Here is a 26,901-nt window from a genome sequence, read left to right as displayed (position 1 = left end):
GGGAGCGGCTGCCGCGGCGGGGACCGTGGCCATGCCGCCGACGGCGACGGCCGCGGCCGCCACCCCCGCAACGGCTGTCCTGACGTGTGCCGAGGGTGAACGGAACCTGCTCATGCTGTCCTGCCTTCTCGAGACCAAGCGGGGATGGAGCGACCCGTCGACGGAGCGTCGCGCGCCAGGGCGTCGGCCTTCTCCCACGAGCAGGTGGCCGGGGGCCACCGTGATGTTCGTCACAGTAGGTAGCAGGATTCGACGGCGTCAACACACAAGGTGGGGCACTTTTCTCAATGTTTTGACAGAAGAGCGCTGTGCGCGTCGCAGAAGGGCCCGTGCATGCGATCAGCGCGGTCCAGCGCCTGGCCGGACGCCTCCCGGGGCGGTGGCACGGGGCGGCTCGCTCTGGCACGTTGGGGACGTGACCGACCAGGCGGCTCCGACCCTCGCCCCCCGGGACTGGAGCGCGGAGCCCGCGGACGTGCTGCTCGCCGACGGGACGGTCGCGGTGATCCGGTCGTTGCGCGAGGACGACCGCGACGCGGTGCTCGGGCTGCACGAGTCGGTGTCCGTGGACACGCTGCGCCTGCGCTTCTTCTCCCCCAGCCGGGAGGCTGGTCGGCTCTACGTCGACCACCTCTTCGCTCCCGACAACACCGCGTCGGCGGCCCTGGTGGCGCTCGTGCGTGGCCGGGTCGCCGGCCTGGCGACCGCCGAGCTGCTCTCCCCCGGCACCGCCGAGGTCGCGTTCCTGGTCGCCGACGAGGACCGCGGCCGGGGCCTGGGCAGCCTGCTCCTCGAGCACCTCGCCGCGCTCGGCCGGCGGCACGGGGTCAGCCGCTTCGAGGCGGAGGTCCTCGGCGACAACTACGGGATGCTGCGCGTCTTCCGCGCGGCCGGGTTCGGCGCCACCCGCCGGACGATCCAGGGCGAGGTGGAGGTGGAGCTGCGCACCGACGCCTCTCGTGAGGCGGTCGAGGCGGCCGACCAGCGGGAGTGGCGCGCCGCCGCCCGGTCGCTCCGCCCGTTGCTGCACCCGGCGAGCGTCGCCGTGGTCGGCGTACGCCGATCGGCGGGCGGTTTCGGGCACGGCGTGCTCGACGCGATCCGCAGCTCGGCCTACACCGGCGACGTGCACGTCGTGCACCCGGAGGCCGACGTCATCGACGGGCTGCCGACCGTCCGCAGCCTGGCCGACGTCGACGGTCCGGTCGACCTGGTCGTCGTCGCGGTGCCGGCCGACGGGGTCGCGGACGTGCTGCGCGACGCCGCCGCCAACGGAGCCGGGGCGGCGGTCGTCATCTCGTCGGGCTTCTCGGGCAACGGGAGCGACGAGCGTCGCCACGAGCTGCTCACCCTGGCCCGCGCGCACAGCCTCCGGCTGGTCGGCCCCAACTCGCAGGGCGTGCTGGCCAACGGCGCCAGCCTCAACGCGACCCTCCTCCACGACGTGCCCGAGGTGGGCGGCCTGGCCGTCGCGTCCCAGTCGGGAGGGATGGGCTTCGCGCTGCTCGACCTCGCCCGCGACGTCGGGCTCGGGGTGCAGGCCTTCGTCTCCCTCGGCGACAAGGTCGACGTGTCGAGCAACGACCTCCTCGCGGCCTGGATGGACGACGAGTCGGTCGCGGCGGGCGCGCTCTACCTCGAGTCGTTCGGCAACGCGCTCAAGTTCGCCCGCACGGCTCGCCGCTTCGCCGAGCAGAAGCCGCTGCTGGCCGTGGTGGGCGGCCGCTCGCGGGCCCGGCAGGACCCGTCCGCCTCCTCGACCGTCGGCGTCGGCGTCGACGCGCTGCTCGACCAGTCGGGGGTGATCGCCTGCCGCACCGGCGCCGAGCTGACCGAGACCGCGCTGCTCCTCGTGCAGCAGCCGCTGCCGGCCGGGCTCCGGGTGTGCATCGTCTCCAACACCGGCGGCGTGGGCGCCCTCACGACCGACCGGGCCGACGGCCAGGGCATGGTCGTCGCGCCGTCGTCGTACGACCTGAGCGGCGCCCTGCGCGCGGCCGTGCCGGGCGCGGTCGACGTCCGCAACCCGGTGGACCTCGGAGCCGACCTCACGCCCGCCGAGCTCACGGCCGCGCTCCGCGCCGTGCTCGACGCGGGCGAGGCCGACGCCGTCCTGGTGGTGCTGGTGGCCAACCGGCTGGCCGACCGCGAGGCGCTGTTCGACGCCGTCGCCCGGGCACGGCCGGCAGGCGCCGACGTACCTCTGCTGCTGGTCACCCCGGGCGCCGCCTTCGACGCCGCCCGCGGGCTCCCCGGTGTCACCGTCTACCGCACGACCGATGCGGCGATCGGGGCGCTCGGCCGGGCCATGCGCTACGCCGCGTGGCGACGGGTGCCGGCCGACCAGCCGGAGGTCGAGCTCGGCACCCGGGGCGTGCACGCCCGCGCCTGGGCGCGGTCGCGGCTGGCTGCCCGGCGCGGGGAGCCGGAGTGGTTGGCGCCCTCTGCCCAGGCCGAGCTGCTGGCGCCCTACGGCATCCACCTCGTCGGCCGTATCGCTGCCGGGCCGGACGAGGCGGAGGCGGCCGCGGCGGAGATCGGCTACCCGGTGGCCGTCAAGGTGTCCGACCCGACGGTGCTGCACAAGTCCGACCGCGGCCTGGTGCGGATCGACCTGCGCACCAGCAGCGACGTCGCCGACGCCGTACGACGCTTCGCCGAGGAGCTCGGCCACGACCGGGTCGACGTGCTGGTCCAGCCGCTGGTGCTCGGCCACCTCGCGTCCGTCGGCCTGGTCCGCGACCCGCAGCTCGGCCCGCTCGTCCGGGTCGCCGGCGGAGCTGCGGGACCGGTCGGCAGCTGGGCCGACGAGGTGCTGCTGCTGCCGCCCGTCGGGGCCGCCGACGCCGCCCGCGCGGTGCGGGCACTACGGCTGTGGCCCCAGCTGGTCGGCGACCACGGCCTGGAGGAGGTCGACCTCGCCCCGCTCGAGGCGCTGGTGGCATCCGTGGGTCGACTCGCCGCGGACGTGCCCCACGTCTCCGACCTCACCCTCGAGCCCGTGGTCGTCAACGCGCACGGCCTCTTCTGCGTCGACGTGAAGCTCCGCATCGCCGAGCCGCCCGAGCTCGACACCGGCATCCCGCGTCGCCTGCGCTCCTAGTCGTGCGGTGCGGCCGACCGCGCCGCGCGGAGCAGGCTCTCGCGCACGAGGTGGTGCGCGAGGGGAGGCAGCTCCGTCAGGCCGAACCATGCGATGTCGAGGTGTTCGTCGGGTGCGAGGTTGGCCGGCGTCCCCTGCCAGCTGGTCACCAACCACGCGCTCAGCAGCACCGGCTCCCCTGCAGGTCCGGCGACGACCCGGCACAGGTGGCACGTCGACCCGGTCGCGATCCGCACCCCGAGCTCCTCGTGCAGCTCGCGGGTCAGCGCCTCCGTCTCCGACTCGCCGTCCTCGACGACACCACCGGGCAGGTCCCACACGTCCGGATACGCACGCTTGCTCGGGCTCCGGTGCCCGAGCAGCACCCGATCGTCCCGGACCAGCGCGCCGACGACGACTCTGAGCATCTCCGGATCACATCACGGGCGTACGACAGCGGGTGGTCGCGCACCAGGTGGGGCCCAGTGGGTCACGCGGGTCAGGTCGCTGCGAGCAGGGCGAGGGTGAAGGTCACCCAGTCGTTGAGGACGTGCGCGCCGAAGCTGACCCAGAGGTTCTTCGTGCGGATGTAGGCCAGGGTGAGCACGAGGCGCGCGGCGCCGATGACGATGATCGCCTGGCCGACGTTCCAGTCGTACGTCGACAGGTGCGCGGCCCCGAACCAGACGGCCGTGACCACCCAGGCGACGAGGATGGCCGTCCTGCGGGACGTGCCGCGTCGCGTCAGGAACCACAGGATGGCCAGGAAGGGCAGGATCGTGAAGACCTCCTCGCCCATCAGCTGGACGCCGGTGCCGACGTAGAAGGCGGCGATCTGGGCGGCCCCGGCGTCGGCGAGGTCGTCGGTGGCGGTGTTGGCGCTGAGGTGGTCGAAGCTCCCGCCCGAGACGAGCAGGGCGGCGAATGCGCTGACCGCGAGGTTCAGCAGCCAGAAGACGACCATGGCGCCGACGTCGGCTGCCCGAACGGGCTTGAACAGGGCACGCCACTGGCCCTGTGAGGCCCAGACGAACGCGGCTGCCGGGACGGCGAGGAACAGGATCCGGGGCAGCAGCTCGGCGCGCTGGTCCGCGAACCCGATGCTGATCAGGATCGCGAACCCGAGCGCGCAGGCCGCGACCACCACCAGCCACCGTCGCCCGTCGATGGCGACCGGGGTCGAGTCGTAGAACGGGAAGTCGCGTCCGTCGTCCCGCTCGACCAGTCGCCCGAAGCGCTGCGCGTCGGCGCTCATGCGGGCACCGAGCCGCCGCGCAGGCGCGCGATCTCGTCCCGTGACCGCGCGACGTCGTCCTCACCGGAGGGTCCACCGTCGCTGCGGGCGAGGTCGGCGCACAGGTCGACCGCGGCGGCGAGGACGTGCTTGCGGCGACGACGCTCCCGCCGGTCGGGTGCCGCCTTGAGGAACGCGCGCCGCTGACGGTGACCCGTGAGCGCGGTCAGCTCGTCCTGCGACAGGACGCCCTGCACCACCTCGGGGGCGAGGATGTCACGTGCCAGCTCGCGCTCCCGGTGGTCCGTCAGCCGGAACGCGTACCAGAGCAGGCCGAGGCTCACGACCATCGCGAAGACCAGCACGACGAGCGTCGGCACGTCCAGCTCGGCGCTGAGGACCAGCATGGAGTCCCAGAACAGGTGGATGCCCACACCCGCCGCGACGAGCGCGAGTCCTCTCCCGACACGACGTGGCTGGGCCGGCGTCCCGATGAGGTAGACGAGGCCGGCGCACACGAGCGCGGTGAACATCGGGTGCGAGACCACGTCGGAGAACACGCGGGTGGCGATGCCGCCCGTGACGGCGTGGACCTGGTCGGAGCCGAAGCCCTGCGTGGAGGCGCTGACGGCGTACAGGAAGTCCTCGAAGGTCTGGAACCCCAGACCGATGAACGCGCCGAGGAAGATGCCGTCTGCCGGGGTCCGGATGAGCCGTCGCGCCAGGCCGAGGGCGAGGATGAAACCGGCCGCCTTGGAGCTCTCCTCGACGAAGGGTGCGCTCAGGCCGGCATGCCAGTCCGCGCTCCACACGGCCCCGAACAGCTTGCTGTAGAGCGAGCCCAGGGCGGTGTTGCCGGCGATCGAGATCGCGAACGGTGCCGCCAGGCCGCCCCACACGAAGCACAGGGCGACCAGACCGAAGGGCTGGCGCTCGAAGTGGTCGATGTGGTGGAACCACCACCCCCAGGCGAAGGTGCACGCGACGGCGATGGCGCCGGCAGCGGCGAACGCCGGCGCGAAGTAGCCCGCGAGGGGCGTGAACATCTGCACCATCTTCACCAGGCCGGTGACGGACAGCGCGAGGACGACCCAGAAGCAGGCGTTGCGTGGCTGGAAGAGGTGGAACCGCTCCCCCCACCCGGAGACCTCGATGGCCTCCGCCCGTCGCCGCACCAGGTCGTCGTCGGCGGTCGGATCCTGCGTCACGACGCTCATGACTCCCCCTCGGACTCGCTCGACGCGGGCTTCCATGCTCCGATGCTGCGGATCATGTGCTGGACGTCGTGGGCGGCGACGGCGAGCCGGTCCGGGGCGCCCGAGACCTGCACGACGATGCCGGTCCCGTCATCGACGAACGCCACCAGCCTGCCTTCGGCACCGGGCCGGGTGAAGGCCTCGGAGACACCAGTGAGGCCGGACGGGATGTCCACGGTGGAGCGGCCGCTGCTGACGCCGGACGCGTTGCCGCCGGTGGCGGTCGCGACGCGCTCGACCTGGGCGAGGAGCTCGGTGGCCGTCCCGGAGAAGTCGTCTGCCGACACCTGCACCGTCACGGCTCCGTTGCTCACCGCCACCGAGCCCGACGGGCCGCTGGCCGGTTGGTCGGCGGTGGTGAAGCCCGAGAGCAGGCTCCAACCGGTCGGCGGAGTGACGGCGAGGTCCTCGGTCAGTGCCAGCCGGTCGCCCGCGCGCACCTGCTCATCGTGCTCGACCGCAGAGTCGAGGTGCGGCACCACGAACGCCCACAGGACCCAGATGCCGATCGCGACGAGCGCGGGCACGAACGACGCCTTGTCGAGCCCGGCCACGCGTCTGTCGACCGGCACCCGCGGCGGCCCCGCTCGCCCGGACCAGCCGCGGCGGCCCTCGACGAGCAGCCCCTGCCCACCCGCAGTCGTTGTCGGCGCGTGCTCGTCGCTCATGTACGACTCCTCCCGTAAGCGCTCTCGGAGCCTAGGGAGGGAACCGGCCCGCCGGAAGACCTGCGACAAACCTTCACCTCGCCCTCATCCGGCCGACTCGCGCGCGAAACATGCCGCCGGGCGCCCACGACTTCTCACCCCTTGGGGCTGGGGCACCGCGCACCGGGGGCGGCCGGGGATGTTGAATGGCCGCTGTCCGTAACCGACGAGCAGGAGCTCTACGTGAACAAGACTGAACTGCGCGACGCCATTGCCTCGCACGCCGAGCTGAGCAACGCCCAGGCCGACAAGGCCCTCGAGGCCGTCATCGCCTCCATCACCACCGCCGTCGCCGGCGGCGACAAGGTCACCGTCCCGGGCTTCGGGACCTTCGAGTCCCGTGAGCGGTCCGCTCGCACGGGCCGCAACCCGCAGACCGGCGAGACCATGGAGATCGCCGCGAGCAAGGCGCCGGCCTTCAAGCCGGCCGCCGCGTTCAAGAACGCCGTCAACGGCTGACGATCTCGTCATGACGAGCCGCGCGGCTCGCGGCATCCGGATGCCGTGAGCCGCGCGCTCAGCGCTGCTCGGACGTCATCGTCCTGCGAAGCCCGCTGACGTCCACCTTGCTCGTACCTGGTGCGAGTGAACTTCCACCTAGCGCGACGCGCGCACGACCTCGAGCGCCTGGCGGGCGATCTCCCACTCCTCGTCGGTGGGGACGACGAGGACGGCGACCTCGGAGCCGTCGGCGGAGACGGCCCGCGCGTCCTTGCCCGCGGCCTCGTTGCGCTGCGCGTCGAGCACGATGCCGAGCCGGGACAGGCCGCTGAGCGCGGCGGCCCGCAGCTCGGCGCTGTGCTGTCCGACGCCGCCGGTGAAGACGACGGCGTGCAGCTCGCCGAGCGCCGCGTAGTAGGCGCCGACGTACTTGCGGACGCGGTAGGCGTAGACGTCGAAGGCGAGCCTCGCCGCCTCGTCGCCGGCTGCCTTGCGACGGGTCAGCTCGCGGAAGTCGTTGACCCCGGAGAGGCCCCGCAGTCCGGAGTCGCGGTAGAGGGCCCGGTCGATCTGGTCCAGCGACCAGCCGAGCTCGCGGTGCAGGTGGCCGTGGATCGCCGGGTCCAGGTCGCCTGACCGGGTGCCCATCACCAGTCCCTCGAGCGGGGTCAACCCCATCGAGGTGTCGACGGACCGCCCGCCCCGGACCGCGGCGGCGGACGCCCCGTTGCCGAGGTGCAGCACGACGAGGTTGGTGTCCTCAGCCGGACGGCCGAGCAGCTCGGCGGCGCGGCGGGAGACGAAGGCGTACGACGTGCCGTGGAAGCCGTAGCGGCGGATCCGGTGCTCCTCGCGCCAGGCCACCGGCACGGCGTACGTGTAGGCGTGGTCGGGCATCGTCTGGTGGAACGCCGTGTCGAAGACCGCGACGTGAGGCACGTCGGGGAAGAGCCGTCGCGCGACCCGGAGGCCCTCCAGGTTGGCCGGGTTGTGCAGCGGGGCGAGCGGCACGAGGTCCTCGACGGTGGCGAGCAACCGGTCGTCGACCACCGCCGGCTCGGAGAAGAGGTCGCCGCCGTGCACGACGCGGTGGCCCACCGCGGCGAGCCCGCTCGTGCCGATCGCCGGACCGTGCCGGTCGAAGGCGTCGAGCGCCGACCGAAGCGCGTCCTCGAAGTCGGCGATGCGACGCTCCTCCGTGTGCTCCTCGCCGCCCACGGTGTGCGTCAGCGTGCCGCTGTCCTCACCGATCTGCTCCACGGTCCCGGACGCCTCGGCGGCTCCGGTGCTGCCGTCGAGCAAGCGGTACTTCAGCGACGACGACCCCGCATTGAGGACCAGCACCCGCTCCGTCACGAACGCTCCTGCGCCTGGATGGCGGTGATCGCCACGGTGTTGACGATGTCGCGGACCAGCGCGCCACGCGAGAGGTCGTTGACCGGCTTGCGGAGGCCCTGCAGGACCGGACCGACCGCCAGGGCGCCGGCCGAGCGCTGCACGGCCTTGTAGGTGTTGTTGCCCGTGTTGAGGTCGGGGAAGACGAAGACCGTCGCCCGGCCGGCGACGGCGGAGTCGGGCAGCTTGGTCCGCGCGACCGCGACGTCGATCGCGGCGTCGTACTGGATCGGGCCCTCGACGAGCAGGTCCGGCGCGCGCTCGCGGACCATCGCCGTCGCCTGGGTGACCTTCTCGACGTCGGTGCCACTGCCCGAGGTGCCGGTGGAGTACGACAGCATCGCGACCCGCGGCTCGACCCCGAAGGCGGCGGCGGTGCGGGCCGACGCGACCGCGATGTCGGCGAGCTGGGTGGCGGTGGGGTCGGGGTTGACCGCGCAGTCGCCGTAGACCAGCACCTGGTCCTTGAGGCACATGAAGAAGACCGACGACACCACCGACACCTCGGGCACCGTGCGGATGACCTCGAGGGCCGGCCGGWTGGTGTGGGCGGTGGTGTGCACCGCCCCCGACACCATCCCGTCGGCGAGACCGAGCTCGACCATCATCGTGCCGAAGTAGGACACGTCGACCACGATGTCGCGGGCCGCCTCGAGGTCGATGCCCTTGTGCGCGCGCCGCTGGTGGTACTCCTGCGCGAACCGCTCGCGCAGCTCCTCGTCGTACGGGCTGAGCAGGCGCGCGCCCGAGACGTCGATGCCGAGGTGCGCGGCCTTCGCCCGGACGATCATCGGGTCGCCGAGCAGGGTCAGGTCGGCGACGTTGCGGCGCAGCAGGATGTCGGCGGCGCGCAGGATCCGCTCCTCCTCCCCCTCGGGCAGCACGATGTGGCGGCGGTCGGCGATCGCGTCGTCGAGGACCTTGTGCTCGAACATCAGCGGGGTGACGACCGAGGTGCGGGCCACCTCGAGGCCGTTCATCAGCTCCTCGCCGTCGACGTGCTCGGCGAAGAGGGTCAGGGCCGTCGCGATCTTGCGCGGGGAGTCCTTGTCGAGGCGACCCCGGCGGTTGGTCAGCGTCGTCGAGGTGGCGTGGGTGCCGAGGTCGGTGGCGATGATCGGCAGCGCCACCTCGAGCCCGTCGAGGAGCCGGTCGATCTGCTCCGGCAGGGCGAGCCCGCCGTTGAGCACGATGCCGGAGATCTGCGGGAAGCTCGCCGACTGGTGGGCGGTGAGGACGCCGAGGACCACCTCGGGCCGGTCGCCGGGCGTGACGACGAGGGCGCCGTCGAACAGCCGGTCGAGCACGTTGGGCAGTGTCATCGCGGCGACCACCAGTCCGGGGACCTCACGCGCGAGCTGGCTCTCGTCGCCCCGCACGAGACGGCCGTCGCACGCCGCCATCAGGTCGCCGACGGAGGGGGCACTGAGCAGCGGCTGCTCCGGCAGGGCGAACGCGGGTACGCCCTCGCGGCGCAGCGCCGTCGCCGTCCGGCCGGTGGCCTGGGGGTCCACGCGGTTGGCGATGACGGCAAATAGCGTCGCGTGGTTGGCGGCGAGCTCGACCTGCGCCATGGCCGCGGCCGTGCAGAGCTGGTCGACTCCCCTGCCCTGGCCGTTGAGCACCAGCAGGACGGGTGCGCCGAGGTTGGCCGCCACCCGGGCGTTGAAGGCGAACTCCGCCGGGGCGCCGACGTCGGTGTAGTCGCTGCCGACGATGACCACGGCGTCGCTCTGCTCGGCGACCTGGTGGTAGCGCGCCACGATGCGGTCCATCGCGCCGTCCGGGTCGGCGTGCACGTCGTCGTAGCTGACGCCCGCGCACTCGTCGTACGACAACGAGACCGCGTCGTGCGACACCAGCAGGTCGAGGACATAGTCGTGGACGTCGCCGGTGGACGCCTCGGCGCGGACCACCGGACGGAAGACCGCGACCCGTGCCACCCGGCGCGAGAGCTGCTCGAGCACCCCGAGCGCGACCGCGGACTTGCCGGTGAATCCCTCGACGCCGGCCACGTAGACGCTGCGAGCCATGGCCCGACCCTAGCGGCCGGGACCCGGCGCCGTGACCCGCCCCGATGCCGGGCTGGACAACCCTATTGTCCATGGTTTGTCCAATGTTTCGCATTTCGGCTGTCCGCGCGTCGCCCGCCCCGGCGACGATCAGTGCACGCCCACAACCGGGGCGACGACAGCACGGCCCCAATGGCCCGGAAGGAGCAGCTCGTGGCCACCCTCACGACGCCCCCAGTCCCTGCCCACCTCGGCGACCTCCGCAGGGCGAGCCAGCGCGAGGCGCGCGCCGGCCGCACGGCCTCCATCGTCGACGAGATGCGCGCCGGGACCTCCGAGGAGCGGCGCCTCGAGCTGGTGGACGAGCTGATCGAGACCAACGTCGTCGTGGCGCGGTCGATGGCCACCCGCTACCGCAACCGCGGCATCGACGTCGACGACCTCGAGCAGGTCGCGCTCGTCGGCCTGATCAAGGCGGCCCGCCGCTTCGACGCCGCCGCCGGTCACGACTTCCTGTCGTACGCCGTGCCGACCGTGCGCGGTGAGCTGCGCCGCCACTTCCGCGACTCGGGCTGGATGATCCGGGTCCCCCGTCGGGTGCAGCAGCTGCAGGCCCGGATCAAGGCCGCCCAGCACGAGCTCGAGGCGCAGCTGGGGGTCTCGCCCCGCCCGTCCGAGGTCGCCGCGCACCTCGGCGTCGAGGCCGACGAGGTCGTCGAGGCGCTGGCGGCCGACGGCTGCTTCCGCCCGGCCTCGATCGACAGCACGGGCGGCGCGCAGGAGCGCGGCACCATCGCCGACGCGCTCGGCCACGACGACCGCGGCTTCGCGACCCTCGAGGCCAAGCTGGTGCTCGACACCGCGGTCAGCCGCCTGTCCGACCGCGAGCGCCTGATCCTCCGCTGGCGCTTCGAGGACGAGCGCACCCAGCAGGAGATCGCCGACCTCATCGGCCTGACGCAGGCCCAGGTCTCGCGCACCCTCACCCGGATCCTCGGTCGGCTCCGCAGCGACCTCGCCGAGCCCCTGACCGCTGCCTGAGCGTCCCGAGCCGGGCCCGAGGGACGCCGGCCCCACGGCACGCGGGTGAGCCCGCCTGGCGCCACGCGGTGGAATCGCACCAGCACCCTCGTGCTGGACGGAGTGGCGAGCGAGATGACGTACCTCGCCGTCGCCCTCGTCGTCATCCTCGTCGGCCTGGTCATCGAGAACGCCCTGCGCGGGCCCGTGAAGGCCACCAGGGGCGGCGGCGGTCACGCCGACGGCGGAGACGGCGGGGACGGCGGCGGCGCCTAGCCGTGACGCACGCCCGGTCCTGACGGTCCGACAGAGCTGCCTGACGACGAGGCGTCGTCGGCCGTCGAGCCCGCGCCGAGGTCGACCCGGCGCGGACCGCGAAGGGTGCCCTGTCGGTGCACCCCTCGACAGGGACTCCCTCACCCGTTCGCAAGCGGGTTCACTCGATGTCGAGGCGGCACGAGCACGCCGCCACACCCCAGCACGAACCACGAACGACGAAGAGGAGCCCAGCGCCATGCGCCAGGTAGTCATGCACGCACCCGGGGACGTACACGTCGAGGACCGCGAGGACCCCACGATCATCGAGCCCACCGACGCCATCATCCGCCTGTCCGCGACGTGCATCTGTGGCAGCGACCTGTGGCCCTACCGCGGTGCCGAGCCGGTCGAGCACCAGGTGATGGGCCACGAGTACGTCGGCGTGGTCGAGCAGGTCGGTGACGAGGTCCGCACCATCAAGGTCGGCGACTTCGTCGTCGGCTCGTTCTGGGCCTCCGACAACACCTGCGAGATCTGCCAGGCCGGCTACCAGGCCTACTGCACCCACCGCGTCCTCATGGGCACCCTGGGCACCCAGTCCGAGCTGGCCCGCATCCCCCTCGCCGACGGCACCCTCGTCGCCACGCCCGGCATGCCCGACGCCGACCTGATCCCCTCGCTCATGGCGGCCTCCGACGTGCTCGGCACCGGCTGGTTCGCCGCCGTCGCCGCCGAGGCGGGACCCGGCAAGACCGTCGCCGTCGTCGGCGACGGCGCGGTCGGCCTGCTGGGCATCCTCGCCGCCAGCCAGCTCGGCGCCGAGCGCATCATCGCCTTCAGCCGCCACGCCGACCGCCAGGCGCTGGCGCGCGAGTTCGGCGCCACCGACATCGTCGAGGAGCGCGGCGAGGACGGCGTCGCAAAGGTCAAGGAGCTCACCGACGGCCTCGGCGCCCACTCCGTGATCGAGGCCGTGGGCACCCAGGAAGCGATGATGCAGGCCATCCACTCGACGCGTCCCGGTGGCCACGTCGGCTTCGTCGGCGTCTCCCACGACGTCTCCATCGCTGGCGACGAGCTCTTCATGGCCGGCGTCCACATCCACGGTGGCCCCGCACCCGTACGACGCTTCCTCCCCGAGCTCGTCCAGCTCATCTGGGACCGCAAGATCGACCCCGGCAAGGTCTTCGACCTCACCCTCCCGCTCGAGCAGGCCGCCGAGGGCTACCAGGCGATGGACGAGCGCACCGCCACCAAGGTGCTGCTGACCTTCTGAACCTCCACGCCACTCGGCTGCCCAGCGCGCCGTGTCGGAGTACGGCCGCCTGGACATGGCCCCCGCAGCCCACCCGACTCCAACACCACTCCTCCGAGAGGTTCCCGATGCACGACGCAGCAGCCCCGACCACGGACATGACGTCCGCGGCCGTCGGTCCTCGCACGCCCCGCCTGCCACTGGCCGTCTACGTCCTCGCCGTCGGCACCTTCTTGATGCTCACCACCGAGTTCGTGGTCGCCGGCATCCTCCCCGACATCGCCGCCGACGTGCAGGTCAGCGTCGCCCGCACCGGCCTGCTCATCACGGTCTTCGCGATCGGGATGATCGTCGGCGCCCCACTGATGGCGATGCTGACGCTGCGCCTGTCCCAGCGCCTGACGCTGATGTTGGCCCTGGCCGTGTTCGCCGTCGGTCACGTCGTCGTCGCCGTCAGCTCGCAGTTCGGTGTCCTCCTCGCCGCACGGTTCTTCACCGCCCTGGCCACCGGGGCCTTCTGGGCGGTCGCGGCGGTCGTCGCCACCCGCGTCGCGGGACCGGGAGCAGCATCGCGCGCCGTGGGCGTCGTCGGGGCCGGCGGCTCCCTGGCCACCGTGCTCGGGGTGCCGCTGGGCGCCCTCGCCGCACAGGCGATCGGCTGGCGCGGAACGTTCTGGGCGCTCGCTCTCCTCGCGGTCGCAGCTGTGCCACTCATCGCCCGCCACGTCACTGACGACAGCGATGACGTTCCGACGGCGTCGATCCGCACTGAGCTGACCGCCCTGCGCTCGGGCCGACTCTGGCTGGTGCTGGCCGCGTGCGCCACCACCACTGGTGGCGTGCTGGCGGCGTACTCCTTCATCACCCCGCTGCTGACCGACAGGACCGGCATCTCCGCGAACCTGGTGCCGCTCGTGCTGGCCGGGTTCGGTGTCGGGTCGCTGGTGGGGTCCCTCATCGGTGGCCGCCTCGGTGACACCCGCCCCCACACCGCCACCATCGTCGCGCCGGCCGTCACCACGCTCGTGCTGCTGGCCCTCTGCATGGTCTCCCAGGCGGCAGTGCCGACCACGGTCCTCATCGTGCTGATGGGCTTCTTCGGCCTCGGCGCCAACCCCATCCTCATCTCCCTCGCCGTCCGGTACGCCGGCCACGCCCCCACCCTCGGGTCCTCGCTAGCCGTGGCCGCGTTCAACTTCGGCACCGCGGTGGCTTCCTGGGTCGGAGCCCTCGCCCTCGAGTCGAGGCTGGGAGCTGTCGGACCGGTAGTGGTCGGGACCGTCGTGTCCGCCCTCACCCTCGTCCCCGCCACCGCGCTCGCCGTCTCCGTACGACGCCACCAACGCGCCGCCGACCAGCACCGGCTCACGTCGACCGCACCCGTGCGCGCCAGCCCGTCCGACGCGCTGTCCGACGACCAGCTCGCTGTTGCGTGCTCCACCAGCTGACGAACCAGGTCCTACGACGACCCCAGCCCCAAGCCCCCCGACGCCATGGCGTTCGGCGCCCCGGAATCGGGCGCCGGCGCGGTCAGGCTCTGGTCTAGAGGTCCTGCCATGTTGCCGCGGGCGGGTCTAGCGTGAATTCCGATCCCATTGACACACCGCTGCGGATCGCGGCGACACGTGGCGACCTCGGGCCCACTCGTCTGGGACCAGTGAAACGACGAGGCGAGGATTTGTTCATGGACACGAATGCGCTGACGGCCCTGCGCGAGAACGTTCGGGGAACCGTGACCACCGCGGAGGACGCCGAGTACGACGAGGCGCGCCGCGTGTACAACGCCATGATCGACCGCCGTCCTGCGGTGATCGTGCGCCCGGCCAACACCGGTGACGTGATGACTGCCGTGCGGTTCGCGGCCGAGAACGACCTGACGGTCGCGGTACGGGGAGGGTCGCACAGCGTGCCGGGATTCGGCACGGCGGACGACGCGCTGGTCGTCGACCTCTCCAGCATGCGCGGCGTCCGGGTGGACCCGCTGACCCAGACCGCCCGCGTCGAGGGCGGCGCCACTTGGGGCGACATGAACGCCGCGGGATATCCGTTCGGCCTGGCCACCACGGGCGGCATCATCTCGACCACGGGGGTCGGCGGGCTGACGCTGGGCGGCGGCATCGGCTACCTCGCCCGGGGCCTCGGCCTGTCCTGCGACAACCTTCTCGCCGCGGACGTGGTGACCGCCGACGGCAGCTTCCACGTCGCGAGCGACAAGGAGGACGCCGACCTCTTCTGGGCCATCCGCGGCGGCGGCGGCAACTTCGGGGTCGTCACGTCGTTCGAGTTCCGGATGAGCCCGGTCAAGGACATCTACGGCGGGCCGATGTTCTTCGAGCTCGACCAGGCCGGCGACCTGTTGCGGTTCTACCGCGAGTTCATCGCCGACGCACCCGAGGAGCTCGGCTGCTTCCCCGCTTACCAGATCGCTCCTCCCCTGCCGTTCATCCCGGAGGACCGCCACGGCGAGCCGTTCATCGCGATGGTGACCTGCTGGGCCGGTGACCTCGATGCGGGAGAGAAGGCGCTCCAGCCGATCCGCGACCTGGCTCCCAGGGTGGCGGAGTTCGTCGGTGTGATGCCGTACCCGGCGCTCAACAGTGCCTTCGACGCCCTCGTCCCGCCCGGGCTCCAGCACTACTGGAAGGCGAACTTCGTCACCGAGCTGACCGACGACGCGATCGCGGCCCACCTCGAGCACGGCCCGAAGATCCCCGTCGTGAACTCCACCATGCACATCTACCCGATCAACGGCGCCGCCCAGCGGGTCGCGCCCGACTCGACGGCGTTCGCCTACCGCGACGCCACCTTCGCGACGGTGATCGCCGGGATGTGGCCCGACCCGGCGGACAACGACGCGAACACCGCATGGGTGAAGGACTACTACGCCGCCACCGCGCCGCACTCGGAGGAGGGGGGTTACGTCAACTTCATGGCGGAGGACGATCAGTCCCGGATCCGGGCGAACTACCGCGGCAACTACGACCGGCTGGCGGAGATCAAGCGTCGCTACGACCCGGACAACCTGTTCCGGCACAACCAGAACATCCAGCCCGGCTGACTCCGGGTCGCAGGAGTCAGGACGCGCCCACCCGCCCTGCCCGGTCGGCGTCGGTGATCGGCGTGATCCAGGACTGGTGGGTGGTGCTGTTCTTCGTGATGGCGAGCAGCTCGTCCATGTGGGGCTCGAGGCCGGTGACCTTGTCGAGCGGGACCCCGACGATGAGCTGGAACCCGAGGCCGCGCCACGCCTGGACGGCGCGACCGGCGAACTCGGAGTCGGCCTTCACGAAGCCCTCGTCGAGGAAGACCGGGGCGAACCGCGGCCGTGACCGCATCTCGTCACCGAGCCGGAAGCGGAGGGCGGAGCCGACGATGAAGGCGACCAGCTCCTGGCTCTCGCCGCCGCTCTTCTCCCCCAGCGTCCGGTAGGTCGCGCGCAGCTCGCCGGTGGTGTGGTCGTAGCGCTCGGCGCTGATCTCCACGTGACGGCGTACGTCGAGCAGGCGCTCGCGGTCGGTCAGTGACGTCGCCGCGTCGCCGACCTGGCTCGGCCGGCGCAGCTGCTGCATGAAGCGGCTGAGCTCGGCGAAGCGCTTCTCGAGGGCGTCCTCGTCGAGCTCGGTCGTGGAGCCGGACGACAGGGTGCGCAGGTCCAACATGTACGTCTGGACGTGGGCGGGCGACAGCCGCCGCAGGCGGATCCGCAACCGGTCCCCCGATGCCCCGAACTCCAGGCGTCGCAGGATCGCGTTGATCGGCTCGAGCCGGTCCTCGATCTCCTCGACGGACGCGGCCATCGCGCCGACGAGGGGCACCAGGTCCTGGCCGCTCCACTCCGTGAGCCGGCGCCGCCACTCGGCCCGCCGAGCGGCGAGGCCCTCGCCGCGGATGTCGTCGAGGATGCGGGCGTAGTCGGGGTAGGAGTCCGCGGTCGCGCCCAGGTTGGGCGAGTCCCACTGGAACTTGTAGACCCGGAACACCTGGGCGAGGTCGTCGTCGACCCGGCGGACCTCGGCATCGGCGTCACCGACCGCGGTGCGGAGCCGCTCGGCGAGCCGCTGGGACGACTCGGCGAACCGGTCGAGGTCGTCGGGGTCCGCGGGCGACGCGGCGGCGGCGAAGTCCACCGCGAGGGCGGCCTCCTGCTCCGGGCTGAGCACGACCCGGCCGGCGTCCTCCATCGCCTGGAGCCGGTCCTTGACGACGTCCTCGGCGTCGACGAGGTCGCCGTGGGCGGCGTTGAGATCGCGCTGCCGCTGCTCCGCGGCGTAGCGGGCCCGTCGCGTCTCCTCCAGCCGTGCGGTGAGGTCGGCGATCTGCGCGTCCAACGCCTGGAGGCCGTCGTCGGACTCGAGGATCTCGGTCCGACGACGCTCGAGCTCGGCGATGCGCCGGTCGCTGCCGTCGACGTCGAAGTCGTCGAACCGCGCGGCGGCCACGACGTCGTACGACGTCCGCTGCTGCTCCAGCACCCGTGACGTCCGGTCGAGCTGGGCCACCTCGCCGCCCACTCCGTCGAGCCGCTCCTCGAGGTCGGCCAGCTCGGCGTCGACCTCGGCGATCGCGTCGGCGTTGGAGAAGCCGATGATGCTGCGGGTGTCGTTGCGCCCGTGGGCACCGCGCCGGCCGTTGCGCGTCTGACCGGCGAGGGTGACCCGCAGATCTGATCGTGGGGCGGCCCCCGCGAGGCCGTCGGCGGACTCCACGCACAGCGCGTTGCGCGACGCCTCGCCGACGTGGGCCTGCACCCAGCCCGAGAAGGGCGAGTCCTTGAAGACCAGCTTGCCCGCGACCCGCTCCGGGTCGGCCGGGCCGAGGTCGGGCAGGTCGAGCTCGACGCCCTCGAAGGTCAGGCGACCGCGGAGCCGCAGCCCGTCGATCGCCGCGGCGAAGCTCTCCAGCCGGTCGAGGGGCACGAGCATCATCCGGGCGCTCGCACCGAGCACCGTCTCGATCGCCGTGCGCCACCGCGCCTCGTCGGGCGCGACGTCGACCAGCTCGGCCACGAAGGGCAGCTCGTCGACGCTCATCCCGCTCGCCTGTGCGACCTCCGCACGCAGCTCGTCCATCCGGGCAGGCACCCGGCCGGCGCGACTCTCCAGCGACGCCCGCTCGCGGCGCAGCTCGGCCTGGCGCTGGCTGAGCGGGAACTGGTCGCGGAGCACCGCGTCGCGCTCGCGCCGGATCCGCTCCTGCTCCCGCTGGAAGCCGGCCAGCCACTGCTGGGCGTGCATCTGCAGCACGGCGAACGACTCGCTCGACAGCAGCGCGGCCTCGACGTCGGGCGCCTGGGCGTCGGTGGCGTCGATGAGCGGCAGCAGCCGCCCCTGCAGGACCTCCCGGCGCCCGAGCCGGTCCTCGCGGACGACCTGCTCCTGCTCCAGCGACAAGGCGAGGGACTGGAGCGTCGAGCCGCCGGCCGCGCGGTGCGACTCCTTCGCGGCCTCGAGGTCGGCCAGGTAGGTGCGCTCCGCGGAGGTCGTCGTGCCCAGCTCGTCGGCGGCCGCCGCGCGGTCGGCGCGGTTGTCGACCACGGCGGACTCGATGAGGCGCAGGTGGGTGCGCAGCAGCCACATCCGCAGCGGGGTGTCACCGTCGAGCGTCACGCCGTAGGAGTCGAGCTCCGCGAGCCGCCGGGTGGCCACCACCTTGCGGTCGTGGAGGTCGGTGATCGGCGCCAGCAGCTCGAGCTTCTGCTCCTCGGTGCGCATCGCGGAGTGCGCGGTGTCGAGGTCGTCGAAGTGCTCGATCGCGCGGTCAGCGGCGGCGAACGTCGTGGGCCGCTCGAGCACCATGTCCTTGTAGAGCTCGTCGACGCTGCGGACCTGGTTGCCCGCCTGGATCCGGGCGAGCAGGCGCAAGGCCTTCGCACCGTCGCCGTTGGCACCGATGCCGAGCCGCGCGTGCAGGACCGCGGCGAGCTCGGCGTACGTCCGGTGCACCCGGATGCCGGGGTAGAGCTTCTTCAACGTGTTGGCGTGGAAGCGCTCCGGCACGGCGACCTCGAGCGTGTCGAGCGGCAGCGGCCCGTCCTGGGTGGCCAGCTGCATCTGGACGTCGGCCGAGCGGGTGGCGCGCCGCGGCACGTAGTAGGTGCGGAGCACCGTGAACCGGCCGCCCTGGTCGTTGACGAACGTCATCGCGATCGCGCCCCACGTGTCGGCGCCCCTGCCGCGGAGCAGCTTCTCGACCGGCCGACCGGTGCGGGGGTCGTCGACCACGTCGACCGCACCGCGCAGGTAGGACAGCAGGTTGCGCTGGCCGGCGCCCCGGGCACGGCCCGCGACGGCGTCGTTGGACGCGCCGTTGAACTTGGTGTCCGACGGCATCATCAGCGCCGTGTAGGCGTCGAGGATGGTGCTCTTGCCGACACCCGAGGCGCCGGAGATCATCGTCGCGTCGCCGCGCAGGGGTACGACGGTGAGGCCGTCGAAGCCGCCCCAGTTGACCATCTGGAGCAGCGCCGCCCGCCACTGCATCGTGTCGTCGGCCGGGGTGGCCACGTCGCTCCGCTCGAAGAGTCCGTCGGCCGGCGTCTGCTCGATCTCGTCGATCGACATGCTCACAGCTCCTCTGCGTGGTCGCCGGCGACCACGGTGGCGGCGTCGGCGTGGTCGTCGAACAGGTCGGCCGTGTCGTCGGTCCCGGACGGGACCTCGGTGTCGTTGGCGGCCACCAGCGCCGCGAGCAGCTCCTGCAGGAGCTCCAGCGGGATCAGCGGCTCCACGGCCTCGCTGATCTCGAAGCGCTCCTCGGAGCCGGTGCCGATCAGGAGGCCGGCCTTGACGATGCCCGTGATCGCGTTGCGCGCCCGCTTCTCGTCGCCTGCGACGTCGGTCGCGTGCGAGGGCCGGAAGCTCGAGACGTAGCGGACGACGTCCTCCCGGTCGACGAAGACGCGTGCGTCGCCGCTCGCGGCCCCGGCACGCAGCCGGTCGCGGAGGTGGACCAGCACGAGCGTCTCCTCGCGCGACCACGCGGCGTCGTAGAGCATCGTGGGGAACCGGCTCCCCGTCTCGGAGGTCGCCTGGCGCTTCCACGCGACCTCGCGGGCGCGGTCGACCTGCAGGTCGAGGAAGAGGTCGTTGAGCCGCGACCGGAGCAGGCGCTCGTGCTCGACGAGCACACGCCAGTCGCGCGGGTGCGTGCGGGCGCTGATGAAGCGCTGCTTCAGCAACGTCACCAAGGCCCGGCGCTGGGCGTACTCCAGGCCGCCCTCGTCGCCCTCGAACAGCGAGACGGAGTGCTCGTCGAGGAGCTCGTCGTCGCCGAGGTCGACGTCGCGGACCTCGGAGTCCATATCCGAGTCGAGCGCGGGGTCGAGGTCGGAGCCGTGGTCGGAGTCGATCTCTGCGTCGGTCTCGGGGTGGGTCTCGACGCTCATGCGCGGGTCTCCGTCGGCTGGGTCTGCTGRGTCTCGGGCAGGTCGGGGTCGGGCAGCGGCGTACGAGGTACGGCGAAGGTCCGCCTGCTCCCGTCGGGGCGGACCGCCTCGAACGCCTCCATGGACTCCTCGGCCCGCCACTCCCGGTCGGCAGCGAGGTGCAGCAGCCCGAAGATCTCCACCGGCCGGCGCAGCGACGGCTCGAGCCCGTCGAAGAGGGCGCCGAGGGAGGCGACCGGGAGCAGGGAGGTCATCACCGCGTCGAGGCGCTCGCGGAGCGTCGCCAGCTTGGGCCCGCCCTGGGCGACGAGCTCGGCGAGCGAGACCGGGGGCGCGAGGTCGGGGTCGGGCGTGCTGATCCGGTCGGGCAGCACGTCGTCGGCGGGGTCGTGGAAGCGCTCGCGCAGGTGGTCGATGCCCGTCCGCGCGGGCAGGAGTGGGACGTCGTGGGCCGCGCGTGGCCCGGTGGTGGCCATCCACGTCATCAGCTCGGCCTCCACCTGGCGCAGCGTCTGCTCGAGCTCACGGTCGCGGGCCGCGTCGTGGGAGACGATGTACTCCTTCAGGGTCGCCGTCACCCGCGACCGCTGGGCGAGCACCCGGTCGAGGCCGTCGCGCACCAGCCGCACCGTGCCGCGCAGCTCGGCCCGGTCGGCGTCGCTGAGGAGCCGGTCGGAGAGCGGGTGCTCGAGCAGGTCGGTCAGGTCCTCGCGCAGCTGGGTCACCAGGGCGTCGTCGCGCAGCAGCGCGAACGCGCCCTCGAACGCGCGTCCCTCGTGCGTCGCCGTCATCAGGGCGTCGGCGCGGGACAGGTAGTCGTCGATCACCTCACCGGCAGGACGGTCCTCCGCCCGGAACGCGGCGAGGATCTCGGTCCGGATGGTCGCGAAGCGCTCCTCGACCCGGGCGAAGTCGCTCGGCAGCGCGGAGATCAGCGACAGCAGCTCGGTGAACCCCTCGAGCATGTAGTCCTCGGTCGCGCCCTCCAGCTCCCCGCCGTCGACGAGGCGGTCGCGCTCGACCCGCAGCCGGGCGATCTCCTCGTTGAGGATCGTCACGCGGGCCGTCCGGTCGGGGTTGGCCTCGGAGTTGAAGCGGCGGACGGTGCCGAGGATCGTGGCGACCCGGTGCTCGCTGAGCGTGGCCCGGTCGCGGGCGAGGTTCTTCACCAGCTCCAGCGCCTGCTGCGCGTGCGAGGTCAGCGCATAGACCTCGTGGCCCGCCTCGTCGAGCGACCGCACCAGCCACTGCCCGCGCATCCAGCGCTGGCAGACCTCCCGGCCCGTGCCGGTGGGGACGTCCTGCTCCCCCGCCAGCCGCATCTGGGCCAGGTGCTCCTCGACCTGCGCGTGCAGCCGGGCCGTCGGGATCGGGTTGTTGTTGCGCCCGAACGCCGTGCGGAAGATCGTGATCACCACGGGCGCCTGCCGCTGGTGGAGCAGGGTCAGCGTGGGCTGCGCGAACGCGCTCTTCACGCGCGCGAGCTCGCCTGCGATCTCGCTCACCACCCGGCCTCCCCCTACCTCGTCCCACCTGTGTCGGTGCGCAAGCATGACAAAGGGCGCCGACGGCTCGTGGGGCGGGCCCGGTGGTCAGGCCCAGACGACCTCGAGCTCGTCACGCTGGCCGAACCGCTGCAGGTGGTCGGCGACCACCTGGGCCCAGCGGTCCACGTCCAGGTCACCGTCGGCGGGCACGCTCGCCTCGATCTCGAGGGCACCCTCGACGGGCCGGAGGACCACGGTCTGGCCGCCGGCCATGACGAGCGTGCGCGTGTCCCCGTCCTCGGTGACGGTCGCCTTCGCGGACCAGTGCCCGGCCAGCTGCTTCGCGTAGCGCTCGGGGCGGTCGGTGGTCATGGTTCCGTGCTTGCTCATGCGCCCAGCCAAGCACGATCAATGAAGCGTGGCGGAGACCTGGTCGGGGACCCGCTCGTAGCGGGCGAACGCCCGGGTGAACGACGCCGAGCCGTGGGCGAGCGAGCGCAGCTCGGCGGCGTACCGGCGGAGCTCCAGCTGGGGGACGTGGGCCCTGATCACGACCATGCCCGGCTCGCGGGCCGGCTCGCTGCCGAGGACCTTGCCCCGTCGCGCGGACAGGTCCCCCATGATCGTGCCGACCAGGGCGTCCGCGACGAGCACCTCCACCTCGTCGACCGGCTCCAGGAGGCACGTCCCTCCCTGCGTCGCCGCGTCGCGCAGGGCCAGCCCACCGGCGGTCTGGAACGCCATGTCGGAGGAGTCGACGCTGTGGGCCTTGCCGTCGGTCAGGGTCACCCTGAGGTCGACCGTCGGGCAGCCGTTCGCCACCCCGTCCCGCATCTGCGACCGGACCCCCTTCTCGACCGAGGGGATGAACTGCCGGGGCACCGAACCTCCGACCACGCGGTCGACGAACTCGAACCCACCGCCCTGTGGGAGCGGCTCGACCTCGATGTCACACACGGCGTACTGCCCGTGCCCACCGCTCTGCTTGACGTGCCGACCGTGGCCGGTGGCCGCGCGGACGAATGTCTCCCGCATCGGCACCCGGACCTCGACCTCGTCGACGTCCACGCCGTAGCGGCCGGCGAGCCGGTCCAGCAGCACGTCGGCGTGAGCCTCCCCCATCGTCCACAGCACGACCTGGTGGGTCTCCTCGTTGTGCTCGACGCGCAGGGTGGGGTCCTCGGCGGCGAGCCTCTGGAGTCCCGGGCCGAGCTTGTCCTCGGCGCTCTTCGTCCGGACCTCGATCGCCACCGGCAGCTGGGGGTCGGGCACCTGCCAGGGTTCGAGCACGAGCGGCGTCTCGACGTCGGCAAGGGTGTCGCTGGTCTCGGCCCGGCTCAGCCGCCCGATGGCACACAGGTCGCCGGCGACCACGGCCGGGGCGGTGCGGTGCGACTTGCCCAGGGGGACGGAGAGCGACCCGATCCGCTCGTCCTCGTCGTGGTCGGGGTGGCTCGAGTCCGGGTCGGCCCCACCCGCCCACACCGAGCGGTGCCCGGACACGTGGACCGTGGCGTCCGGCAGCACGGTCCCCGAGAAGACGCGGACCAGGCTGACGCGTCCGAGGTACGGGTCGGTGGTCGTCTTGATCACCTCTGCCACCAGCGGACCGGACGGGTCGCACGCGATCTCCGGGCCAGGTCGACCCGCCGGCGTCCAGACCTTCGGCATCCGGCGCTCGAGCGGTGAGGGGAACGCGGACGCCATGAGGTCGAGAAGCTCGCCCGCTCCCACGCCGCTGGTCGAGTCGACCGGGACGACGGGGTGCAGCGAGCCCCGGGCGACCGCGACCTCCAGGTCCCTGAGGAGCAGCCCGGCGTCGATCTCCTCGCCGCCGACGTAGCGCTCCATCAGCGTCTCGTCCTCGGACTCCTCGATGATGCCTTCGACGAGCGCTGCACGCTGCGCGTCGTGGCCGTGGTCCCCCGTGATCAGGCCGACCAGACGCCCGCCCTCCTGGAGGTAGACGGGCAGGACCCGCTCGCCGAAGGCTCCGCGCGCCTGCGCCACGACGCCGTCGACGTCGGCCCGGGCGTGGTCGACCTTGGTGACGACGACCACCCGCGGCATCGCCACGTCGGCGCACTCACGCCAGAGCGTCCGGGTCTGCTCGTCGACCCCCTCGTTCGCGGCGACGACGAACAGCGCGCAGTCCGCAGCGCGGAGGCCTGCTCGCACCTCCCCCACGAAGTCGACGTACCCTGGGGCGTCCAGCAGGTTGACCTTCACGCCGTCGTGCACCAACGGAGCGACGGCCAGCCCGACGGAGCGTCGTTGCCGGTGCTCGACCTCCTCGAAGTCGCACACGGTCGTGCCGTCCTCGGTGCTGCCGGCCCTGTTCAGCACCCCGGCCGTCACCAGCAGCCGTTCGACGAGGGTGGTCTTCCCCGCACCCGCCGGGCCCACGACCAGGACGTTGCGGATCGCCTCCGGCGCGATCGCGACCGGAGCGCCCGCCTGGCCGGCAGCACCGCCGGAATCTCTGCTCACCGTGGCGGCTCCTGCTCGCTGTTCCGACGGTCCGAGAACGGTCAGCCCACTGTCGCCCGATTGGTCCCGCGAGGCAAGGGCGAGCCTGGTGCTTGTCCAGTCCGGGCGCGCAGTCAGCGATCCGGGGCCTGGGCCGCAAGGCGTACGCCGGCGTTGGGAGCGCCGTAGCCGTCGTAGCCGTCCACGCGCTGCACCACCTCGAAGAACACCTCACCGACCGTGGCGGTGTAGAAGTGCGTGAAGGTGCCCGCCCCGTCCCGGTCGTGCAGGAGGCCGAGCTCGGCCATCTCCCGGACCTCGGCCTCGGAGAGGTCGAACCGGGCGACGAGGTCGTCGTAGTAGTTCTGCGGGATCGCCAGCGGCACCAGGCCGCGCTCGACCGCCCGCCTGGCGACGGCGGCGACGTCGTCGGTCGAGAACGCCACGTGCTGCGGGAAGCCCGAGGACGCGTCCCACGTCAGCGGCGCGACGTTGAGGGCGAGCCGGCAGGCGCCGGAGGCCGACCGCACGACCTGGCTGCGCACCAGCCCGTGGGGTGAGGGCACCTCCTGGCTGACGTCCACGCGCAGCCCCAGGACGCTGCTGTAGAAGAGGACCGCCTCGTCGAAGCACTGCCACGGCTCGGCCAGGTTGACGTGGTCGATCCCGGTCAGGAGAGCGGTGTCCGGCGTCCGGCCGCCCTCGCACTCCGGCGTCCACGTGGCCTCGCTCCCGGAGTCCGAGCCGAGGAAGACCTCCGTGCCGTCGGGTGCCCGGAAGGCCGGGAGCTCCTGCTCGGTGGCGAGCGTCCTGCGGTAGACGGTCGGCGCCTGGAGGGCCCGGGCGCGGGCGGCCGACACCGCGGGGTCAGCCACCTGGAACCCGACGGCGGCGAGCGAGGGCGCGCGGTCCCGGGCGTGCTGCTCGTTGCAGACGATCCGCGCCGGCCCGTCCGCCCACAGCCGTGCGTCCTTGCTCCGGTGCCGGCCGCGGAAGGTGAGGCCGAGCTGTCCGAGGAGGACGTCGACCTCGCCGGTGTCCTCCGCCCGCACCTCGACGAAGTCGAAGCCGGTCGGCTCGGCGACCGGCGGCAGGGGCCGGCTACCGACCAGGTCCTCCAGCCAGGTGAGGGACCGGCGCGCCTGGCGCGCGGTCCTCCCGACCTCGGTCTGCCGGAAGACGTCGTTGAACACCTCCAGGGACAGCGGTCCGTCGTACCCCGTCCGCAGGACGCGCGTGAGGAACGACCCGAGGTCGAAGGCTCCCTCCCCCGGGAACAGGCGGTGGTGGCGCGACCAGGACAGCACGTCCATGCTCAGCGCCGGAGCGTCCGCGAGCTGCAGGAAGAACACCTTGCGGCCCGGGATCTCCTCGATCGCGGCCGGGTCGTGGCCACGGGACAGGATGTGGAAGCTGTCGAGGCAGACCCCGACCGCGTCGTGGTCGGCGAGCTCGACGATGCGCCAGGCCCGCCGGTAGTCGTCGACGTAGCGCCCCCAGGCCAACGCCTCGAAGGCGATCCGCACGCCGTGCTCGGCGGCCGCCTCCCCCAGGCGTCGCAGCTGGCCGGCCGACACCGCGTCGTCGTCGATCGTCGCGGTGCCGACGTTGCTGCACACGAGCATGGTCTCGATGCCCAGTCGCTGCATTAGGACGAACTTCGCCCGGGCCCGCCGCAGCACGCGCTCGAACTCGTCCTCGGTGACACCCTCTGCGTCCCGGAACGGCTGGTACAGGTCGAGCGAGACCCCCAGCCGGTCCGCCAGCGCCACGATCTCCTCCGGGCTCGCCGGTGAGGCGACCAGGTCGGGCTCGAAGATCTCGACCCCGTCGAAGCCGGCCTCGGCAGCGGCACGGAGCTTGTCGGTCAGGGTGCCGCTGAGACAGACCGTCGCGATCGACGTGCGCATCACGTCTCCGCGGGCTTCGAGGGAGTGAGCAGCCGCGCCGGGTTGAGCACCATCAGCTGGTGGACGTGCTCGTCGGTCGCGCCTCCGTCACGCAGCAGGGGAAGGATCCGACGGGAGATGTTCTCGAGGTTCCAGTGCGGCACGTTCGCCGCACGCCACGACGGCGGCGTGACGCGGCTGAAGTAGGCCGCGTCGTGGGAGAGGACCATCCGGTCTGCGTACCCCTCCCGCAGCAGGGTGAGCACGGTCGCCACGCGTACGTCGTCAGGCAGCACGTGCTCCATCCCGAAGCGGTCCATCCCGATGCTCGCCCCGGCGTCCATCAGCTCGCGCAGGTAGTCCAGGTCCTCGCTGTCGCCGCAGTGCCCGATGACCAGCCGCTCGGGTGCGACGCCGTGCTCCCGGAAGAAGGCGAGCTGCTCGAGCCCGTTGCGCGACGGCGCATGGGTGTGGGTCGTGATCGGGACGCCGGTGCGCCGCTGCGCGGTCGCTGCCGCCTCCATCACCCGGCGTACGTCGGGGGTGATGCCCGAGCGGTCGGTGACGACCTTGAGCATGCCGGCCCGCACACCGGTGCCCGCGACTCCCACCTCGATGTCGCGCAGGAACAGCTCGAGCAGCGGGTCCGGTCCCCCGACCAGGCGGCCCGGGCCGTGCGTCGAGAAGTACGCCGGCAGGACGTCGGCCGCGTAGTAGCCGGTCGAGGCGACCAGGTGCACGCGGACCCGCTCGGCCACCTTCGCGACGCGGGCGACGTCGCGACCGATGCCCAGGACGGTGAGGTCGACGACGGTGCGGACCCCGAGGTCCCACAACCGCTCCAGCCCCTGGACCGCCGTCTCGATCGCGACGTCCTCGTCCCACTCGGGGTGGGGGAGGTCCACGTCCAGCTCGGGGTGGCCGACGAACACGTGCTCGTGGATGAGCGTCGTGCCGAGGTCGTCGGTCGACACCGGCCCCCGGAAGGTCTCCACCGTCCGCTCGGTCACCG

General features: G+C 72.5%; 20 protein-coding genes. 7 read left to right on the top strand and 13 right to left on the bottom strand.

What is annotated here, in order from left to right:
- Positions 1-415 precede the first annotated feature (415 nt).
- Complete coding sequence (locus AC1DP1_RS21595) at positions 416-3,103, top strand: bifunctional acetate--CoA ligase family protein/GNAT family N-acetyltransferase (protein ID WP_477508578.1); 2,688 nt, start codon at positions 416-418, stop codon at positions 3,101-3,103.
- Here AC1DP1_RS21595 and AC1DP1_RS21590 read toward each other — a convergent pair.
- The 4 genes from AC1DP1_RS21590 to AC1DP1_RS21575 all read right to left on the bottom strand — a co-directional run bounded on the left by AC1DP1_RS21590 (position 3,100) and on the right by AC1DP1_RS21575 (position 6,240).
- Positions 3,100-3,510 (bottom strand): NUDIX domain-containing protein, encoded by a 411-nt coding sequence (locus AC1DP1_RS21590; protein WP_477508577.1) that lies wholly within the window; start codon positions 3,508-3,510, stop codon positions 3,100-3,102. The genes AC1DP1_RS21595 and AC1DP1_RS21590 overlap by 4 nt on opposite strands.
- Before the next feature lie 71 nt (positions 3,511-3,581).
- Positions 3,582-4,337, bottom strand: a complete 756-nt coding sequence (locus AC1DP1_RS21585) for a lysostaphin resistance A-like protein (RefSeq protein WP_477508576.1) — start codon at positions 4,335-4,337, stop codon at positions 3,582-3,584.
- Positions 4,334-5,533, bottom strand: coding sequence for a PrsW family intramembrane metalloprotease (locus AC1DP1_RS21580; RefSeq protein ID WP_457191841.1), 1,200 nt, complete (start codon positions 5,531-5,533; stop codon positions 4,334-4,336). The genes AC1DP1_RS21585 and AC1DP1_RS21580 overlap by 4 nt, the downstream gene beginning before the upstream one ends.
- Positions 5,530-6,240, bottom strand: a complete 711-nt coding sequence (locus AC1DP1_RS21575; RefSeq protein ID WP_477508575.1) for a hypothetical protein — start codon at positions 6,238-6,240, stop codon at positions 5,530-5,532. The genes AC1DP1_RS21580 and AC1DP1_RS21575 overlap by 4 nt, the downstream gene beginning before the upstream one ends.
- Positions 6,241-6,462: 222 nt before the next feature.
- On the opposite strand from AC1DP1_RS21575, the gene AC1DP1_RS21570 reads away from it, so the two are divergent.
- A complete protein-coding gene (locus tag AC1DP1_RS21570; protein WP_299931514.1) occupies positions 6,463-6,738 on the top strand; it encodes an HU family DNA-binding protein in 276 nt (91 codons plus the stop codon).
- A 138-nt stretch (positions 6,739-6,876) separates the two neighbouring features.
- On the opposite strand, the gene AC1DP1_RS21565 is transcribed toward AC1DP1_RS21570, so the two are convergent.
- A complete protein-coding gene (locus AC1DP1_RS21565; protein ID WP_477508574.1) occupies positions 6,877-8,076 on the bottom strand; it encodes an acetate/propionate family kinase in 1,200 nt (399 codons plus the stop codon).
- Positions 8,073-10,148, bottom strand: coding sequence for a phosphate acetyltransferase (gene pta / locus AC1DP1_RS21560; RefSeq protein ID WP_477508573.1), 2,076 nt, complete (start codon positions 10,146-10,148; stop codon positions 8,073-8,075). Before pta ends, AC1DP1_RS21565 begins: the two co-directional genes overlap by 4 nt.
- Positions 10,149-10,340: 192 nt before the next feature.
- Here pta and AC1DP1_RS21555 point away from each other — a divergent pair, with 192 nt between their 5' ends.
- The 5 genes from AC1DP1_RS21555 to AC1DP1_RS21535 all read left to right on the top strand — a co-directional run bounded on the left by AC1DP1_RS21555 (position 10,341) and on the right by AC1DP1_RS21535 (position 15,718).
- Entirely contained in the window at positions 10,341-11,168 is an 828-nt protein-coding gene (locus AC1DP1_RS21555) for a sigma-70 family RNA polymerase sigma factor (protein WP_477508572.1), read from the top strand.
- Between the two features lie 114 nt (positions 11,169-11,282).
- Entirely contained in the window at positions 11,283-11,423 is a 141-nt protein-coding gene (locus tag AC1DP1_RS21550; protein WP_477508571.1) for a hypothetical protein, read from the top strand.
- Positions 11,424-11,661: 238 nt separating this feature from the next.
- The gene (locus tag AC1DP1_RS21545; protein ID WP_477508570.1) at positions 11,662-12,681 is read left to right on the top strand and encodes a zinc-dependent alcohol dehydrogenase family protein; all 1,020 of its coding nucleotides are present in this window, start codon (positions 11,662-11,664) and stop codon (positions 12,679-12,681) included.
- 107 nt (positions 12,682-12,788) lie between these two features.
- Positions 12,789-14,108 carry an MFS transporter gene (locus AC1DP1_RS21540; RefSeq protein WP_477508569.1) on the top strand — a complete coding sequence of 440 codons (1,320 nt, stop codon included), beginning with the start codon at positions 12,789-12,791 and terminating at the stop codon, positions 14,106-14,108.
- A gap of 236 nt (positions 14,109-14,344) precedes the next feature.
- Positions 14,345-15,718 carry an FAD-binding oxidoreductase gene (locus AC1DP1_RS21535; protein ID WP_477508568.1) on the top strand — a complete coding sequence of 458 codons (1,374 nt, stop codon included), beginning with the start codon at positions 14,345-14,347 and terminating at the stop codon, positions 15,716-15,718.
- 16 nt (positions 15,719-15,734) lie between these two features.
- Here the strand turns inward: AC1DP1_RS21535 and AC1DP1_RS21530 are convergent, their stop codons facing one another.
- The 7 genes from AC1DP1_RS21530 to AC1DP1_RS21500 form a co-directional block, all read right to left on the bottom strand.
- Positions 15,735-19,220, bottom strand: coding sequence for an ATP-binding protein (locus AC1DP1_RS21530; RefSeq protein WP_477508567.1), 3,486 nt, complete (start codon positions 19,218-19,220; stop codon positions 15,735-15,737).
- A gap of 2 nt (positions 19,221-19,222) precedes the next feature.
- On the bottom strand, positions 19,223-20,044 hold the full coding sequence (locus AC1DP1_RS21525; RefSeq protein ID WP_477508566.1) for a DUF4194 domain-containing protein: 822 nt from the start codon (positions 20,042-20,044) through the stop codon (positions 19,223-19,225).
- Complete coding sequence (locus AC1DP1_RS21520; protein WP_457191818.1) at positions 20,041-21,549, bottom strand: DUF3375 domain-containing protein; 1,509 nt, start codon at positions 21,547-21,549, stop codon at positions 20,041-20,043. The genes AC1DP1_RS21525 and AC1DP1_RS21520 overlap by 4 nt, the downstream gene beginning before the upstream one ends.
- Positions 21,550-21,636: 87 nt before the next feature.
- Positions 21,637-21,921, bottom strand: coding sequence for a DUF2218 domain-containing protein (locus AC1DP1_RS21515; RefSeq protein WP_457191816.1), 285 nt, complete (start codon positions 21,919-21,921; stop codon positions 21,637-21,639).
- A gap of 18 nt (positions 21,922-21,939) precedes the next feature.
- Entirely contained in the window at positions 21,940-24,021 is a 2,082-nt protein-coding gene (locus AC1DP1_RS21510; protein ID WP_477508565.1) for an elongation factor G-like protein EF-G2, read from the bottom strand.
- Between the two features lie 113 nt (positions 24,022-24,134).
- Entirely contained in the window at positions 24,135-25,910 is a 1,776-nt protein-coding gene (locus tag AC1DP1_RS21505; protein ID WP_477508564.1) for a bifunctional sugar phosphate isomerase/epimerase/4-hydroxyphenylpyruvate dioxygenase family protein, read from the bottom strand.
- Positions 25,910-26,899 (bottom strand): phosphotriesterase family protein, encoded by a 990-nt coding sequence (locus AC1DP1_RS21500; protein WP_477508563.1) that lies wholly within the window; start codon positions 26,897-26,899, stop codon positions 25,910-25,912. Before AC1DP1_RS21500 ends, AC1DP1_RS21505 begins: the two co-directional genes overlap by 1 nt.
- Positions 26,900-26,901: the final 2 nt, after the last annotated feature.

It is taken from the genome of Nocardioides sp. P4_G10, assembly GCF_056401175.1.
This window is presented reverse-complemented; position numbering and strand designations above follow the sequence as displayed.

Coding starts and splice junctions, on each gene's coding strand:
- AC1DP1_RS21590 (WP_477508577.1), bottom strand. CDS start 3,510: ATGCTCAGAGTCGTCGTCGGCGCGCTGGTCCGGGACGATCGGGTGCTG.
- AC1DP1_RS21585 (WP_477508576.1), bottom strand. CDS start 4,337: ATGAGCGCCGACGCGCAGCGCTTCGGGCGACTGGTCGAGCGGGACGAC.
- AC1DP1_RS21580 (WP_457191841.1), bottom strand. CDS start 5,533: ATGAGCGTCGTGACGCAGGATCCGACCGCCGACGACGACCTGGTGCGG.
- AC1DP1_RS21575 (WP_477508575.1), bottom strand. CDS start 6,240: ATGAGCGACGAGCACGCGCCGACAACGACTGCGGGTGGGCAGGGGCTG.
- AC1DP1_RS21550 (WP_477508571.1), top strand. CDS start 11,283: ATGACGTACCTCGCCGTCGCCCTCGTCGTCATCCTCGTCGGCCTGGTC.
- AC1DP1_RS21545 (WP_477508570.1), top strand. CDS start 11,662: ATGCGCCAGGTAGTCATGCACGCACCCGGGGACGTACACGTCGAGGAC.
- AC1DP1_RS21540 (WP_477508569.1), top strand. CDS start 12,789: ATGCACGACGCAGCAGCCCCGACCACGGACATGACGTCCGCGGCCGTC.
- AC1DP1_RS21535 (WP_477508568.1), top strand. CDS start 14,345: ATGGACACGAATGCGCTGACGGCCCTGCGCGAGAACGTTCGGGGAACC.
- AC1DP1_RS21530 (WP_477508567.1), bottom strand. CDS start 19,220: ATGTCGATCGACGAGATCGAGCAGACGCCGGCCGACGGACTCTTCGAG.
- AC1DP1_RS21525 (WP_477508566.1), bottom strand. CDS start 20,044: ATGAGCGTCGAGACCCACCCCGAGACCGACGCAGAGATCGACTCCGAC.
- AC1DP1_RS21515 (WP_457191816.1), bottom strand. CDS start 21,921: ATGAGCAAGCACGGAACCATGACCACCGACCGCCCCGAGCGCTACGCG.
- AC1DP1_RS21505 (WP_477508564.1), bottom strand. CDS start 25,910: ATGCGCACGTCGATCGCGACGGTCTGTCTCAGCGGCACCCTGACCGAC.